The sequence below is a fragment of the Kitasatospora kazusensis genome (assembly GCF_039529945.1).
GTDB classification, from domain to species: Bacteria; Actinomycetota; Actinomycetes; order Streptomycetales; family Streptomycetaceae; genus Kitasatospora; species Kitasatospora kazusensis.
This window is the reverse complement of record NZ_BAAANT010000009.1, coordinates 169,968-184,954: the sequence shown is the minus strand read 5'-3', so window position 1 is coordinate 184,954 and position 14,987 is coordinate 169,968. Positions and strand designations below refer to the sequence as shown.

Genomic DNA, 14,987 nt, shown 5'->3' with positions numbered 1-14,987 from the left:
AAGGGGCTCTTGCACCGAGAGATTACCTGAGGAAGGACCGGTCGTGTCGTCCCTGTCCACGCCCGAATACCGCGCCGTTTCTCCAGGTGGGCCCGACCCGCTGCTCGTCCTCCTCGACCCGGCCGCCCGGCGGGCCGACGGCGAGTCGGTGCGGATCGCCAGGGACGTGCTCTGCGGCGGCGCCGACGCGAAGGTGGCACTGCCCGAGAGCATGACCGAACTCGACCGGGTGCTGGCGCATCGCGGGCGTCGGCGACCGGTGGTGATCGGGGCCGATCTGGCGGTGCGGCGGGTGCTCCAAGCCCTGCACCGCCAGCGCGAACTGGGTGCGGACCCGGTGGGTGTCGTCCCGGTGGGCCGGCCGGGTGCGGTCGGTGCGCTGCGGGCGCTCGGTGTCCCCGCCGAGCCGGTGGTGGCGGCCCGTGCGGTGATCAACGGCAGCTCGCGCAAGCTCGACCTGCTGGTCGACGACTGCGGCGCGGTGGTGCTCGGCGGGGTGCGGATCCGCGGCGCGGGGGACGGCCACCCGGGTGGCTGGCGTTCGCTATGGGCGAAACTGGCTTCGTCCGAGCAGGGGAAGGCGGATCATCGCGCCGCCGACGGCGCGCCCGACCCCCGGCGCCGCCTCGACCCCCGGCTGCGGATCGAGGCGGACGGGCAGCTGCTGGCCGACGTCCACCAGCCCGTCCGGCTGCTCCAGGTCAACGCCCCGGCCGACGGGGGCGTGATGGAGCTGGTGCTCCGGCTGTCCGGTGGCGTCCGGCGGCAGCACGCCGCCAGTCTCACGGTGGCGGGCCGGGAGTTCGGCTACGAGGCGGACGGCCGTCCGGTCGGCCCGGTCCGGTCCCGGACCTGGACGGTGCACGCGGGCGCCTGGGAGCTGATGCTGCCCTCCGGGTGAACGCAGGGTGAGCGCGGGGTGAGCAGCGTCACGTCCGGGCCGTGCGCCGGGCGCGCCCAGGGGCGCCCGGCGGGGCCGGAGGGCGCGCCCGACAAGGGCATCCGCCGGTTCAACGAATTGTCATGCCGGGAATTCGGCAGCGGTAAGGGGTTTTGTCTACGCGCGTCGCTATTGGATCGGCCAATATCCGGCGCCCCCGGCGTTCGGGAAGCCGTACGGAACTGCCCTAGACTCGAAGACGTGCCACGTGGAGACGGAAGACTCAACCACGATCTTCTTCCCGGTGAGAAAGGCCCCCAGGACGCTTGTGGCGTCTTCGGTGTCTGGGCTCCCGGCGAGGAGGTCGCAAAGCTCACGTACTTCGGCCTCTATGCCCTGCAGCACCGCGGACAGGAATCCGCGGGGATCGCAGTGAGCAACGGCTCCCAGATTCTCGTCTACAAGGACATGGGACTTGTCTCCCAGGTCTTCGACGAAGCCTCTCTGGGGTCCTTGCACGGTCATATCGCCGTCGGACATGCCCGCTACTCGACCACCGGTTCCTCGGTCTGGGAGAACGCCCAGCCGACCTTCCGCGCGACCGTTCACGGTTCGCTGGCCCTCGGGCACAACGGAAACCTGGTGAACACCGCCGAACTGGCGGCGATGGTCGCCGAGCTGCCCGGTGAGGAGCACGTATCGCGCTCCGGCCGTACCGCGGCGACCAACGACACCGACCTGGTGACCGCCCTCCTGGCCGGACACCCCGAGCTCTCCATCGAGGAGACCGCCCGGGAGATCCTGCCCAAGGTGAAGGGCGCCTTCTCGCTCGTCTTCATGGACGAGCACACCCTCTATGCAGCCCGTGACCCGCAGGGCATCCGCCCGCTGGTGCTCGGCCGGCTGGAGCGCGGCTGGGTGGTCGCCTCCGAGACGGCCGCACTGGACATCTGCGGCGCCAGCTTCATCCGCGAGGTGGAGCCGGGCGAGCTGATCGCCATCGACGAGAACGGCATGCGGACCTCCCGCTTCGCCGAGGCGAAGCCCAAGGGCTGCGTCTTCGAGTACGTCTACCTGGCCCGCCCCGACACCTCCATCGCCGGCCGCAACGTGCACCTCTCCCGCGTGGAGATGGGCCGCAAGCTGGCGAAGGAGGCCCCCGCCGAGGCCGACCTGGTGATAGCGACGCCCGAGTCCGGCACCCCCGCCGCGATCGGGTACGCCGAGGCGAGCGGCATCCCGTACGGCTCCGGCCTGGTGAAGAACGCCTACGTGGGCCGCACCTTCATCGAGCCCAGCCAGACCATCCGCCAGCTCGGCATCCGGCTCAAGCTCAACCCGCTCAAGGAAGTCATCGCCGGCAAGCGCCTGGTGGTCGTGGACGACTCGATCGTCCGCGGCAACACCCAGCGGGCCCTGGTGAAGATGCTCCGCGAGGCGGGCGCCGCCGAGGTCCACATCCGGATCTCCTCGCCGCCGGTCAAGTGGCCGTGCTTCTTCGGCATCGACTTCGCCACCCGCGCGGAGCTGATCGCCAACGGCATGACCATCGAGGAGATCGGGCGCACGCTCGGCGCGGACTCGCTCGCGTACATCTCGCTCGAAGGCATGATCGAGGCCACCGCGCAGCCCAAGGACAACCTCTGCCGGGCCTGTTTCGACGGGGTCTACCCGATGGAGCTGCCCGACCCGGCGCTGCTGGGCAAGCTGCTCCTGGAGGCCGAGATCGCGGGCGGCAAGGGCCAGCCCGTCGGACGCGGCAAGCCGCAGGCCGGTTCCGACCTGGACGGCGTACAGTCGCTCCTCGGCGGGGCGGGCGCGGCGGACGCGCTCCGCAGGCCCTGACTCCATGCACCTCCCGGGGGCGTGGGGAACTGTGCGACCGAGGCACCGCCAAGGTGCCCGGACGTTCGCGCAGCTCCCCGCGCCCCTCGCTCATTCCACCCCCTTGACCCGAGAGGGCCACAGCACGTGACCAGCAACGAGAGCGGTGCCACCTACGCCGCCGCAGGTGTCGACATCGAGGCCGGCGACCGCGCCGTCGAGCTCATGAAGCAGTGGGTGCGGAAGACCAACCGCCCCGAGGTGGTCGGCGGGCTCGGCGGCTTCGCCGGGCTGTTCGACGCCTCCGCCTTCAAGCGCTACGAGCGTCCGCTGCTGGCCTCCGCGACCGACGGTGTCGGGACGAAGGTCGCCATCGCCCAGGCGATGGACAAGCACGACACCATCGGCCACGACCTGGTCGGCATGGTCGTCGACGACCTGGTGGTCTGCGGCGCCGAGCCGCTCTTCATGACCGACTACATCTGCGTCGGCAAGGTCGTGCCGGAGCGGGTCGCCGCGATCGTCAAGGGCATCGCCGAGGGCTGCACGCTCGCGGGCTGCGCCCTCGTCGGCGGCGAGACCGCCGAGCACCCCGGCCTGCTGGGCCCGGACGAGTACGACGTCGCGGGCGCCGGTACCGGCGTGGTCGAGGCCGACGCGCTGCTGGGCGCCGAGCGGGTCCGCGCGGGCGACGTGGTGATCGCGATGGCCGCCTCGGGCCTGCACTCCAACGGCTACTCGCTGGTGCGCCACGTGCTGCTGAACCAGGCCGGCTGGTCGCTGGACCGCCAGGTCGAGGAGTTCGGCCGCACCCTCGGCGAGGAGCTCCTGGAGCCCACCCGGATCTACTCGCTGGACTGCCTGGCGCTCACCCGCGCCACCGAGATCCACGCCTTCTCGCACGTCACCGGCGGCGGCCTGGCGGCCAACCTGGCCCGGGTCATCCCGGCCGGCCTGCACGCCCGCCTGGACCGTGGCACCTGGAGCCCGCTGCCGGTCTTCCAGACCGTCGCCCGGGTCGGCCGGATGGCCACCCTGGAGATCGAGAAGACCCTCAACATGGGCGTCGGCATGGTCGCCGTCGTCCCGCCGGAGTCGGTCGACACGGTGCTGGCCGTCCTGGAGGACCGCGACGTCGAGGCCTGGCTGCTCGGCGACATCGTGGACCGGGTGGACGAGCACGACGGTGGAGCGGCGCTCTACAACGCGTACGACGGCTTCGAGCTGAGCTGAGGCTCAGCCTCTCGGCACAAGGGCGGCAACAGGGGCGCGGGGAACCGCGCGAGGCGGTAGGGCTCAGGTAGCGGCCCGCCGGATTCGCGCGGTTCCCCGCGCCCCTTGTGGTTGGCCGGTCACCCGGACCGTGCCCGGGTACGCCGAAAACCGGCTCGGCGCCCCTGGGGGCGCCAAGCCGGTCTGGTCAGGCTCTCACGCGCGTCGGGGGGAGGGGCTGCTGCCCACTTCCTCTTCCGCGTCGTCGTCCTCGACGGAGTAGCGACTCGCGTACTCCGCGTAGGGATCGTCCTCTTCCTCTTCTTCGATCGGGTCTGGCTTGATCGAAGCGGTGGAGGGCGATACGCCCAGCTCGCTGGACAGACGGTTAGCATCGAAGCCGCCGCCGTTGTACTTCAGCTCGCGGGCGACCTTCGTCTGCTTGGCCTTGGCCCGGCCGCGCCCCATGGGTCGACCCCCTCAACGATGGGGCTCACGGCCCCGAGTCTGACACGTGTTCATGATCAGGAGCGGCCTGCCCGAAGTGGGAGAACCGTCCCTTGGAGCATTAACGGTACCTGTTTCCGCCGCCGAACGGTACGTCGCCGGTGTGACGTGGCGCGCACTGCCGCCTCCCGAAACCAGGTCTTTCCAGGTCACGAGAGGATTTTCGGGCTTTCGCAGGCTGTCCGTAGCCTGCCCTGGTCCGTCGTTCCGAGACCGATTATCCCCCGTGAGGGGGCCCGGGATCGCCCGTTCGGGCTACCGAGTGAGAATCCGGTTCCACATCGTGATGCGGGCTCCCTCCCGGAGGGGGGAGCGAGCCGCGCGGGCGTTCACGCAGCAACCACGGACGACCCAGGGGCGCGGGGAGCCGTGCGCGCAACAGTGCACGTACGTCGTGCCTCGCTCGCGCAGTTCCCCGCGCCCCTGTGGTGGCTGCCCGGGTGGGTACGTCCGGGGCTGCCGGCTAGGCCCTGCGGGCGGCCGGGAGGAGGATCGTGCGCAGGGCGCTGATCTCCCGCATCCGCTTCTCGGCGAGGCGGTCCGCGGCGACGGCCGGCGGGACGCCGTCGGTCGCGGCGCGGGTGAAGATCTCCAGGGTGGTGTCGAAGATCTTGGTGGCCTTGTTCTTGGCGCGCTCGAAGTTGAAGCCCTCGATCTCGTCCGCGACCTGGATGACGCCGCCGGAGTTCACCAGGTAGTCGGGCGCGTACAGGATGCCGCGGTCGGCGAGGTCCTTCTCGACGCCCGGGTGGGCCAGCTGGTTGTTGGCCGCGCCGCAGACCACGGTGGTGCCGGCCGCGCCGAGCGCGGCCACCGTGTCGTCGTCGAGCGCGCCGCCCAGGGCGCAGGGGGCGTAGACGTCCAGCCGGGCGTTCAGGAGGGCCGCGGTGTCCGCGACCACCTCGACGTCCGGGTGGGCGGCCCGCACGCGGTTCACGGCCGCCTCGAAGACGTCCGTGACCACCACGGTGGCGCCGTCGGCGACCAGGTGGCCCACCAGGTAGTGGCCGACCTTGCCGACGCCCGCGACGCCGACCCGCTTGCCGCGCAGCGTGGGCTGGCCCCAGCGCGCCTGGGCGGAGGCCCGCATGCCCTGGAACACGCCGAAGGCGGTCAGGATGGAGGAGTCCCCGGCGCCGCCGCTCTCGGGCGAGCGGCCGGTCACGAACTCCGTCTCGCGCGCGATGACGTCCATGTCCTGGACGTAGGTGCCCACGTCGCAGGCGGTGATGTAGCGGCCGCGCAGCGACTGCACGAAGCGGCCGTAGGCGCGGAGCATCGCCTCGTTCTTGTCGCGGTTGGGGTCACCGATGATGACCGCCTTGCCGCCGCCCAGGTCGAGCCCGGCGAGGGCGTTCTTGTAGCTCATGCCGCGCGACAGGCGCAGCGCGTCCTCCAGGGCCTCTTCCTCGCTCGCGTAGTCGAAGAAGCGGGTGCCGCCGAGGGCCGGGCCCAGTGCGGTGGAGTGGATGGCGATGATCGCCTTGAGGCCCGAGGCCCGGTCGTGGCAGAGCACGACCTGCTCGTGCCCGTCGCCCGGGACGCCGTCCTGCTCGGTACGGAAGATCCTGCTGAGCACGCCGGGTGCGGGGTGCGTCGCGGATACGGTCTGTACGTCGGTCACTGTGGTGACTCCAGTATCTGAGGCCCACTGCTGTGGTGTGGGCGCCTGAGGGAAGCGTAGCTCCGGGGAAGGCACCGGATCTGCCCCTCGGTGACAACGAAAGGGACAAGCGCGGCAGCGGTCGGGAACGGTCGCGACCGCACTCTCCCGTCGCACACGTACCGCGTGCGACGATGCGGTACGTGACCGCCGTGCGCACCTCGGTACTCCCGCCCTACGCCGCCCACCTGCGCGTCTACGAGCCGCTGGCCGCCTATCCGGAGCCGGAGCGGGTCCGTTGGCAGGCGTACGCCGCCGCGCGGGGCCCGGACGCGGCCGCTTCGGAGCAGTCCGTCGCGCCGGCCGTGCTGGCGGAGCAGCGCGAGGCGCTCGCCGAGCTGCTGGCCAGGACCCCGCGGGCGCTGCCGGAGCGGGAGAGCGGGCGGGCCTTCGTCCGGGTGGTCGACGGGGTGACGTACGTCTGCCCGTGGGCGACCAGGCTGCGCAGCTGGCAGGCGCTGGAGGAGCTGTCCGCGGCGCTGCCGGCGGCGCTGCTGGACACCGTGCTGCCGCCCGCCGTCCGGGCGGCGGCGGTGGCGGACGGGGAGCGCTGGCAGGCGGTGCACCCGGACGCCCGGCCGTGGATCCTGACCAGCCGGTGGGAGGTGCCGCTGCGCTGGTTCCTGCCGTTCGGGGCGGAGGACCGCTGTTTCGTCCCGGCCGGGCCCGAGGGCGGCGGGGTGGCCGCCGCGCTGTTCTATCTGACGCCGATGGCGCAGGCCCGCCGCCGGGTGGCGCGCGGGTACCGGGTGCTCCGGGACCGGGCGCCGCGCGGGCCGCTGGTGCGGGAGGCGGAGCAGGTCGGCCGCTGGCTGGAGGAGTTCCACCCGAGGTCGCTGGTCGAGCTGGACTACGGCGGCCTGGTGCACCTGTTCGGCGCCGGGCGGCTGGCGGCGGAGGACTCGGTGGCGGAGCTGGAGCAGGGGATCGACGCGCTGCGGGCGGGGGACGCCGAGGGCGCGGCCCGGGCCTACCGGGCGGTGACGGACCGCTGGCGTGCGGTGCTGGCCCTACGGAACGCCAGCTGACGCGAGGTCATGGCTGGTCGGCGGGGGTATGAGTAGGGGTGTCAGTGGGGCGGGTAAGGATGATTGGGTCCTTCGGGCCGACGGCGGGGACCTAGGTCCCGGTTCGGGTCAATACCCCTCGAACGTGACACTACTCACCGTTGACGCGTACTTACCCCTATGTGTAAAAATGGGACAACCAGCCCAAGTTCACTCTGGTGTGTCCACTTCTGGGTGGATCTGACGGTGGTGCGTACTTTGTGGGGAAACGAAGGGTCTGGTCCCTGCATAACCGATTGTCATCCCGCGGTGACTGTCCGCTATGGGGTGGTCCATGGCCATCCGTCGCTCTTGAACCCGTCAGGGGTCAATTTTGACGGTTTGGCCGATAGGGCTGGACGGATGGTGTAGTTGTAGACACCAGGACAAGCCGTTCGTCCTATAACCGACTCGGCCCGGCTATGCCATTTCGGGCATCGCGGGCCAAGGTGCAGAATTTGAAGGATAGAACCGCCCTGGTTCGGTTCTCCCGAGGAGGCCGCTCATGACCGCTCGTACCCCTGACGCTGAGCCTTTGCTGACACCGGCAGAGGTCGCCACCATGTTCCGCGTTGACCCCAAGACGGTCACTCGCTGGGCAAAGGCCGGCAAGCTCACGTCCATCCGCACTCTCGGCGGGCACCGCCGGTATCGCGAGGCGGAGGTGCGCGCTCTGCTGGCCGGTATTCCGGCTCAGCGTACCGAGGCTTGAGAGAACCGCTGAAGCATTCCAGAAGGGGCTGTATCCCTGACTCCGCCGGGTCAGGGATACAGCCCCTTCGGCGTGCCGGGCGGCCGGAATCAATGACTCCCATTGGGGCTGCCGGGGGTGGGGGGATTCCAGGGGAATAGCTGTACAATTTTATATATTAAATGACGGTGTCCGGTGGGGGCGTCCGGAGTGTCCGGTCTCAGGAAAAGATAAGTGACGACTCCCACGGGGTCGCCATCTTGTGGTACGTACCAAGTGTGGGGTATAAGCTGACCCGGCCTCAGCAAACGAAAGAGGCCCGGAGCCTCTCGGCTCCGGGCCTCTCACCTACTGCGATCCTGACGGGACTTGAACCCGCGACCTCCACCTTGACAGGGTGGCGAGCTAACCAACTGCTCCACAGGACCAGAGTTTTCACTGCGTTCACTGCCTTGTTCGCTGACTCTCGTTCGCGAACAAGACAGATCGTAACGCATCTCGGGCCCCAGGTCGAACCAGCCTCGGAGCACGTCAGCCGGCGGCCGCCGCGGCCTCCATCGCCTTGAGGATCCGCTTCTCCGAGACGGGCGTCGGCGTGCCCAACCCCTGGGCGAAGAAGCTGACTCGCAGCTCCTCGATCATCCAGCGGATCTGCCGCACCGCCGCCGAGGGTTCCCGCCCGGCGGGCAGCGAGGCCAGCAGCTCGCCGTACGCCTGCTGGACGGCCTGCACCTTCTGCAGGTGCTGGAGGTCGCGCTTGGGGTGGTTGGGCAGCGCCTCCAGCCGGCGGTCCACCGCGAGCAGGTAGCGCTTCAGGTCGGGCAGCCGCTGCCAGCCGGTGCCGGTGACGAAGCCCGGGTGGATCAGCGAGGCCAGGTGCAGCCGGATGTCGTTCACGGCGGTGAGCAGCACCGGGCTGCTGACCGTCTTCAGCCGGTTCGACGCCCGGTGAAAGGCGATCAGGGCGGTGGCGGTCTTCAGCGTGGTGTCCGCCGACAGTTCGTACAGGTCCGCCCGGACCTTGTCGCGCAGCTTGCCGAAGGAGGCCTCGTCCCAGGCCGGGCCGCCGCCGATCGCCATCAGCCGGTCGGTCGCCGCCGCCACGATGTCCTCGAAGAGGGCCGGGACGGAGCCGTGCGGGTTGTACGAGAGGGCGAGCTTGGCCTGGTTGCCCAGGCGGCCCTGGATCGACTTGGCGGGCGAGTTGGTGGAGAGCACCAGCAGCCGCCGGGTGCCGGCCCACATCGCCTGCTCCTGCGCCTGCGGGGTGTCGAACAGCCGGATCGCCACCGACTCCGTCTCGTCGACCAGCGCCGGGTACGCGCGCAGCGAGTGCCCGCGCGAGCGCTGCTCGAAGGTGCGCTGGAGCACCGGGAGGCTCTCGGGCCAGGCCGTCAGCCCCCGCTGCTCGATGCCCTGGCCGGAGGCGGCCGAGGAGAGCGTCTCCTTCAGCTTGGGCTTCAGCTGGAGCCGGAGGTCCTCCAGGTCCTTGGACTCGGCGAGCTTGCGCTTGCCGTCCACCACCCGGAAGGTCACCCGCAGGTGGTCCGGCACCCGCTCGTCGTCCCAGGCCTCCGGCGGGATGGTGATGCCGGACATCCGGCGCAGGACGGTCTCCAGCGTCGGCAGCAGTGGCTCCTGACGGTCCTTCACCTGCCGCAGCGCGGCGGCGGCGAAGTCGGGCGCCGGGACGAAGTTGCGGCGGATCGCCTTGGGCAGTGCCCGGATGTAGGCGGTGACCAGCTCGGCCCGCAGGCCCGGGATCTGCCAGTCGAAGCCCTCGCCCGTCACCTGGTTGAGCACGGGCAGCGGGATGTGGACCGTCACGCCGTCCGCGTCGCTGCCCGGCTCGAACTGGTACGTCAGCTTGAAGCGGAGCTTGCCCTGCTGCCAGTGGTCCGGGTAGTCCGCCTCGGTGATGCCGCCCGCCGCGTCGTTGATCAGCATCGACTTCTCGAAGCTCAGCAGGTCGGGCTGGTCGTGCCGGGTCTTCTTCCACCAGGAGTCGAAGTGCCGGGTGGAGACGATGTCCTCGGGGAGGCGGCCGTCGTAGAAGTCGAACAGCGTCTGGTCGTCGACCATGATGTCGCGGCGGCGGGCCCGGTTCTCCAGCTCCTCCACCTCGGAGAGCAGCTTGCGGTTCTCCGCGTAGAACGGGTGGTGGGTCTCCCAGTCGCCCTCGACCAGCGCGTTGCGGATGAACAGCTCGCGGCAGAGCTCGGCGTCGATCCGCCCGTAGTTGACCTTGCGCTGGGCGACGACCGGCATCCCGTACAGGGTGACCTTCTCGTACGCCAGCACCGCGCCGGCCTTCTTCTCCCAGTGCGGCTCGCTGTACGTCTTCTTGATCAGGTGCCCGGCGAGCGGCTCGACCCACTCCGGCTCGATCTTGGCGTTCACCCGGGCCCACAGCCGCGAGGTCTCCACCAGCTCCGCCGACATCACCCAGCGCGGCGGCTTCTTGAACAGCCCCGACCCGGGGAACACCGCGAACCGGGCGCCGCGCGCGCCGCCGTACTCGCGCTTCTCCACGTCGTACAGGCCCAGGTGCGAGAGCAGGCCCGAGAGCAGCGACTGGTGGATCCGGTCCGAGTCCGGCTCGGCGTCCGGATGCGGCTCCTCGACGGTCACGCCGAGCTGTTTGGCGACGGTGCGCAGCTGGGAGTAGATGTCCTGCCACTCCCGTATCCGCAGGTAGTTCAGGAACTCCGACTTGCACATCCGGCGGAAGGCCGAGGAGGAGAGCTCCTGCTGCTGCTCGCGGACGTAGCGCCACATCGCCAGGTAGGCGAGGAAGTCGGAGGTCTCGGAGTTGAAGCGGCGGTGGCGCTCGTCGGCCGCCTGGCGCTTCTCGGACGGGCGTTCGCGCGGGTCCTGGATGGAGAGCGCGGCGGCGATCACCATCACGTCGCGGACGCAGCCGTTCTTGTCCGCCTCCAGCACCATCCGCGCGAGGCGCGGGTCGACGGGCAGCTGGGCCAGCTGGCGGCCGAGCGGGGTGAGGCGCTTGCGGTGGTCCTTCTCGGCCGGGTCGAGCGCGCCCAGTTCGTGCAGCAGGTTGACGCCGTCCTTGATGTTGCGCGAGTCCGGCGGGTCGAGGAACGGGAAGGCGGCGATGTCGCCGAGCCCGGCCGCCGTCATCTGCAGGATGACCGAGGCCAGGTTGGTGCGCAGGATCTCCGCGTCGGTGAACTCCGGGCGGGCGAGGAAGTCCTCCTCCGAGTACAGCCGGATGGCGATGCCGTCGCTGGTACGGCCGCAGCGGCCCTTGCGCTGGTTGGCGCTGGCCTGGCTGACCGCCTCGATCGGCAGCCGCTGCACCTTGGTGCGGTGGCTGTAGCGGGAGATCCGGGCGGTGCCCGGGTCGATCACGTACTTGATGCCGGGGACGGTGAGCGAGGTCTCCGCGACGTTGGTGGCGAGGACGATCCGGCGGCTGTTCGAGCGCTGGAAGACCCGGTGCTGCTCGGCGGAGCTCAGCCGGGCGTAGAGCGGGAGGACCTCGGTGAACTTCAGCTTCAGCTTGTCGAGGGCGTCGGCGGTGTCGCGGATCTCGCGTTCGCCGGAGAGGAAGACCAGGATGTCGCCCGGCCCCTCGGCCTGGAGCTCCTGGGCGGCCTCGCAGATCGCCTGGATCTGGTCGCGGTCGCGGTCGACCTCGTCGGTGCCGTCCTCGCTCTCGTCCACCATCGGGCGGTAGCGCACCTCGACGGGATACGTCCGCCCGCTGACCTCGATGATCGGGGCGTCGTTGAAGTGCTTGGCGAAGCGCTCCGGGTCGATCGTCGCCGAGGTGATGACCACCTTGAGGTCCGGGCGGCGGGGCAGCAGCTGCTTGACGTACCCGAGGATGAAGTCGATGTTGAGGCTGCGCTCGTGCGCCTCGTCGATGATCAGGGTGTCGTACTGGCGCAGCTCGCGGTCGGTCTGGATCTCGGCCAGCAGGATGCCGTCCGTCATCAGCTTGACCAGGGTGTCCTGGCCGACCTGGTCGGTGAACCGGACCTTCCAGCCGACGGCCTCGCCGAGCGGGGTCTTCAGCTCCTCCGCGACGCGGTCCGCGACCGTGCGGGCGGCGATCCGGCGGGGCTGGGTGTGGCCGATCAGGCCCTTCACGCCACGGCCCAGCTCCAGACAGATCTTCGGGATCTGGGTGGTCTTGCCGGAGCCCGTCTCGCCCGCGACGATCACGACCTGGTGGTCGCGGATCGCCGCCAGGATGTCGTCCTTCTTCTGGCTGACGGGCAGCTCGGCCGGGTACGTGATCTCCGGGACGGCGGCCCGGCGCTGCTCGACCCGCAGCTCGGCCTTCTCGATGTCGGAGGCCAGCTCACGGGCGATCTTCTGCTGGGCCTCGGGCTTACGGACCCGCCGTGCGCCGTCCAGCCGCCGGCCGATCCGCTGCTGGTCGCGGAGCATCAGCTCGGGCAGGCGGGCGGCCAACCCCCCGATGGTGGGTGCATCGGCGGGCAGGGCTTGGGGAGAACTCACTGCGGACATCCCTCTAGGTTCGCAAGGAGGCACACGCGGGCGCACCTCGGTTTTCGAGCCCCTCCAGTGTCACAGACCGCGCCGACCCGGCGGACGGCGCCGAGGCCCGGGCCTCGTTCCGGGCCCGGCGGCTCCCGGGTCTAGGCTGAACGGTCCCAAGGACTGCGGAGGGGGAGCACGATGGCTGGGGAGTTCGACGCACACGAGCGGCGGTTGTGGGCGGGCCGGGCGCAGGCGTACCGGGACAGTTTCGCCGCGCTGTGCGGGTACACGGCGCCCGCGCTGCTGGACGCGGCGGGCGTCACCGAGGGCGGGTCCGAGGGCCTGCGGGTGCTGGACGTCGGCACCGGGCCCGGCACGGTGGCCGCGGCGGCGGCCGGGCGCGGCGCGCTGGTCACCGCCGTGGACGCCGAGCCCGGGATGGCCGAGCTGGCCGCCGCCCGGGTGCCCGGCGCCGACGTACGGGTCGCCCTGCTGCCCTCGCTGCCGTTCGCGGACGGCGCCTTCGACGCGGTGGTGGCCAACTTCGTGGTCAACCACGTCGAGCACCCGGCCGCGGCGCTGGCCGAGCTGCTCCGGGTGGTCCGGCCGGGCGGGCGGGTCGCCGCGACGGTCTGGTCGGGCAGCCCGCGGAACGCGGCGATGAACGTGTTCAACCAGGCGCTGGACGCGGCGGGTGTCGAGCGCCCGGTGCTGCCGGGGGTGCCCGCCGAGCTGAACTTCGAGCGCACCCCGGAGGGCTTCGCCGGGCTGGCGGACGAGGCCGGCTGGAAGGGCGCCGACTGCCGGGAGGTGGCCTGGACGCACCGGCCGGATCCGGAGGTCTGGTGGTCGGGTGTGGCAGGTGGGGTGGCGAATATGGGGATGGTCGTCGCCGGCCAGCCGCCGGCGGTGATCGCCCAGGTCAAGGAGCACTACGACCGTCTGGCCGTCGACCTGCTCGGCGCCGACGGGCGGCTGGAACTGCCGGCTGTCGCACTGCTGGCCGGTGCCACCCGGGTCGGCTAGCCTCTTGACGGATTATCAGTGCGCAGGTGCGGTTGTACGGGGGAGCAGGGATGAACTTCTTCAGTAAGGCATGGGACGACGTCACCAGTGTCGCGAAGGACGTCGTCATGGCGCCCGCCGAGATCGCGCACTGGACCCTCAACGAGATGTTCGGCGCGGGCGACCTGGGCAAGATCGCCCAGGAGCTGGCGGAGCTCGGCAAGGCGGTCGACGGACTGGGCAAGGACATCGAGTCCAGCCTGTCCAACCTCACCTGGCACGGCCCGGCCGCCGACGCCTTCATCAGCCACGCCCAGGGGCGGGTCCGGGAGATCGGGTCCGTCGCCGACCAGCTCGGGGACCTCGGCAAGTCCGTCGAGCGGCTCAACAGCGTCTTCTGACCGTGGGTGCGCGAACCGGCACCTCGGTTCACCGGTCAGTGGCGATCAGTAGCGATCAGTAGAAGGAATCGGATCGTATGGCTAGCGGGCAGTTCGGCGTCCAGATGCAGGACCTCGGGAAGATCCAGAACGACTGGGTACAGCTCAGCCAGAAGCTGGACGAGCTGAACCAGAAACTCGGCAGCATCCGGGAGGCGATCACCCGGGCCACCGAGATCGACCTCGCATCGAGCGCGATCGCCGGCATCCCCGGGATCGGCACGGCGTACGACGTCGTCAAGGACGTCAAGGAGCTCAAGGCGCGGGCGGACGCGCTGGGCCAGGTCAAGGAGAAGCTCACCAAGGAGCTGGCCGACGACGCCCAGAAGATCCTCGGGGTCATGAAGGAGTACCAGGACACCGAGGCGAAGATCGAGGAGGACCTGAAGAAGCAGCAGCACCCCGTGACCCCGCCGACCGCTCCCAAGCCGCCCTCCCCGCCCACGAAGCTGGCCGGCGGCGCCGGTGACGGCGGTTCGGGTGACGGTGGCGGTGGTGGTGGCGGCGGCGACACCGGCGGTGGTGGTGACAGCGGTGGTGGTGGCGGCGGTGGCCACCACGGTGGTGGCCACTCCGGCGGTGGTGGTGGCGGTGGTGGTGACACCGGGACCTACCAGCCCGGGCAGGGCAACGGGAACTGGGGCACCACCGGCAACTGGGGCAGCCACACCCGGCAGGGCGCCGGCGTCGAGACCGCGCCGAAGACGGACGGCCTCCCGCAGGCCCGGACGGACATCCTGAACCGCGCCCTGGAACGGATCAACCACCGGATCGGCTACAGCCAGACGGCCTTCACCAACGGGTACCGGGACGACTGCTCGGGCTTCGTCTCCGCCGCGTGGGGCCTGCCCACGCCGGGCCGGACGACCTGGACGCTGATGCAGGGCGACGTCTCGCACCAGATCACCAAGGACGAGCTGCAGCCCGGCGACGCCCTCATCGCGGGCGACCACACCGTCCTGTTCGGCGGCTGGGCCGACGCCGCGCACACCAAGTACATCGCGCTGGAGGACAACGGCTCGCAGGGCACGGTCTCGCACGTGATCCCGTACCCGTACTACTCCCGCGACGCGGGCTCGGAGGCTTCGGCCGGGCACCCGTACCTGCCGTACCGCCGCAACGGGATGTAGCGGCGGCCGCGCCTGGCTCCGGCCCTCCGGGGTCGGAGCCAGCGACGCCAAACCAGAAATTTACCGCCCCCTTCTACACTCGGCCCGGCCGTGTCGGGCCCGGCGGTGCGGCGGTC

The 14,987-nt window shown here is 70.7% G+C and carries 11 protein-coding genes and 1 tRNA gene; 8 read left to right on the top strand and 4 right to left on the bottom strand.

Annotated features, from left to right (window positions below; all coding sequences use genetic code 11):
* Nucleotides 1-43 precede the first annotated feature (43 nt).
* The 3 genes from ABD330_RS10870 to purM all read left to right on the top strand — a co-directional run bounded on the left by ABD330_RS10870 (nt 44) and on the right by purM (nt 3,937).
* Nucleotides 44-901, top strand: a complete 858-nt coding sequence (locus tag ABD330_RS10870; protein ID WP_344463417.1) for a diacylglycerol kinase catalytic domain-containing protein — start codon at nt 44-46, stop codon at nt 899-901.
* A gap of 240 nt (nt 902-1,141) precedes the next feature.
* The gene (gene purF / locus ABD330_RS10865; RefSeq protein WP_344463415.1) at nt 1,142-2,725 is read left to right on the top strand and encodes an amidophosphoribosyltransferase; all 1,584 of its coding nucleotides are present in this window, start codon (nt 1,142-1,144) and stop codon (nt 2,723-2,725) included.
* A gap of 126 nt (nt 2,726-2,851) precedes the next feature.
* Nucleotides 2,852-3,937, top strand: coding sequence for a phosphoribosylformylglycinamidine cyclo-ligase (gene purM / locus ABD330_RS10860; protein ID WP_344463413.1), 1,086 nt, complete (start codon nt 2,852-2,854; stop codon nt 3,935-3,937).
* 195 nt (nt 3,938-4,132) lie between these two features.
* On the opposite strand, the gene ABD330_RS10855 is transcribed toward purM, so the two are convergent.
* On the bottom strand, nt 4,133-4,384 hold the full coding sequence (locus tag ABD330_RS10855; RefSeq protein WP_344463411.1) for a DUF3073 family protein: 252 nt from the start codon (nt 4,382-4,384) through the stop codon (nt 4,133-4,135).
* A gap of 502 nt (nt 4,385-4,886) precedes the next feature.
* Nucleotides 4,887-6,047 (bottom strand): Glu/Leu/Phe/Val dehydrogenase dimerization domain-containing protein, encoded by a 1,161-nt coding sequence (locus ABD330_RS10850; protein WP_344463409.1) that lies wholly within the window; start codon nt 6,045-6,047, stop codon nt 4,887-4,889.
* A gap of 182 nt (nt 6,048-6,229) precedes the next feature.
* On the opposite strand from ABD330_RS10850, the gene ABD330_RS10845 reads away from it, so the two are divergent.
* Together ABD330_RS10845 and bldC are read left to right on the top strand one after the other, a co-directional pair.
* The gene (locus tag ABD330_RS10845) at nt 6,230-7,114 is read left to right on the top strand and encodes a DUF8083 family protein (protein ID WP_486327075.1); all 885 of its coding nucleotides are present in this window, start codon (nt 6,230-6,232) and stop codon (nt 7,112-7,114) included.
* 523 nt (nt 7,115-7,637) lie between these two features.
* Nucleotides 7,638-7,844 carry a developmental transcriptional regulator BldC gene (gene bldC, locus ABD330_RS10840; RefSeq protein ID WP_014137253.1) on the top strand — a complete coding sequence of 69 codons (207 nt, stop codon included), beginning with the start codon at nt 7,638-7,640 and terminating at the stop codon, nt 7,842-7,844.
* A 333-nt stretch (nt 7,845-8,177) separates the two neighbouring features.
* Here the strand turns inward: bldC and ABD330_RS10835 are convergent.
* Together ABD330_RS10835 and hrpA are read right to left on the bottom strand one after the other, a co-directional pair.
* A tRNA-Asp gene (locus tag ABD330_RS10835) sits at nt 8,178-8,251 on the bottom strand.
* A 103-nt stretch (nt 8,252-8,354) separates the two neighbouring features.
* Nucleotides 8,355-12,323 (bottom strand): ATP-dependent RNA helicase HrpA, encoded by a 3,969-nt coding sequence (gene hrpA, locus ABD330_RS10830; RefSeq protein WP_425555496.1) that lies wholly within the window; start codon nt 12,321-12,323, stop codon nt 8,355-8,357.
* 171 nt (nt 12,324-12,494) lie between these two features.
* Between hrpA and ABD330_RS10825 the strand changes: the two genes are divergently transcribed.
* The 3 genes from ABD330_RS10825 (at nt 12,495) to ABD330_RS10815 (ending at nt 14,871) form a co-directional block, all read left to right on the top strand.
* Complete coding sequence (locus ABD330_RS10825; protein ID WP_344463403.1) at nt 12,495-13,322, top strand: class I SAM-dependent methyltransferase; 828 nt, start codon at nt 12,495-12,497, stop codon at nt 13,320-13,322.
* Between the two features lie 50 nt (nt 13,323-13,372).
* Nucleotides 13,373-13,702: a WXG100 family type VII secretion target gene (locus ABD330_RS10820; RefSeq protein ID WP_344463401.1), complete on the top strand. Its 330-nt coding sequence runs from the start codon at nt 13,373-13,375 to the stop codon at nt 13,700-13,702.
* A gap of 77 nt (nt 13,703-13,779) precedes the next feature.
* Entirely contained in the window at nt 13,780-14,871 is a 1,092-nt protein-coding gene (locus ABD330_RS10815) for a hypothetical protein (RefSeq protein WP_344463399.1), read from the top strand.
* The last annotated feature ends 116 nt before the right edge of the window (nt 14,872-14,987 follow it).

What these genes read in the sequence shown, in the direction of transcription:
- hrpA (WP_425555496.1), bottom strand. Translation starts at nt 12,323, where the DNA reads ATGTCCGCAGTGAGTTCTCCCCAAGCCCTGCCCGCCGATGCACCCACC.
- ABD330_RS10815 (WP_344463399.1), top strand. Translation starts at nt 13,780, where the DNA reads ATGGCTAGCGGGCAGTTCGGCGTCCAGATGCAGGACCTCGGGAAGATC.
- bldC (WP_014137253.1), top strand. Translation starts at nt 7,638, where the DNA reads ATGACCGCTCGTACCCCTGACGCTGAGCCTTTGCTGACACCGGCAGAG.
- ABD330_RS10820 (WP_344463401.1), top strand. Translation starts at nt 13,373, where the DNA reads ATGAACTTCTTCAGTAAGGCATGGGACGACGTCACCAGTGTCGCGAAG.
- ABD330_RS10855 (WP_344463411.1), bottom strand. Translation starts at nt 4,384, where the DNA reads ATGGGGCGCGGCCGGGCCAAGGCCAAGCAGACGAAGGTCGCCCGCGAG.
- ABD330_RS10825 (WP_344463403.1), top strand. Translation starts at nt 12,495, where the DNA reads ATGGCTGGGGAGTTCGACGCACACGAGCGGCGGTTGTGGGCGGGCCGG.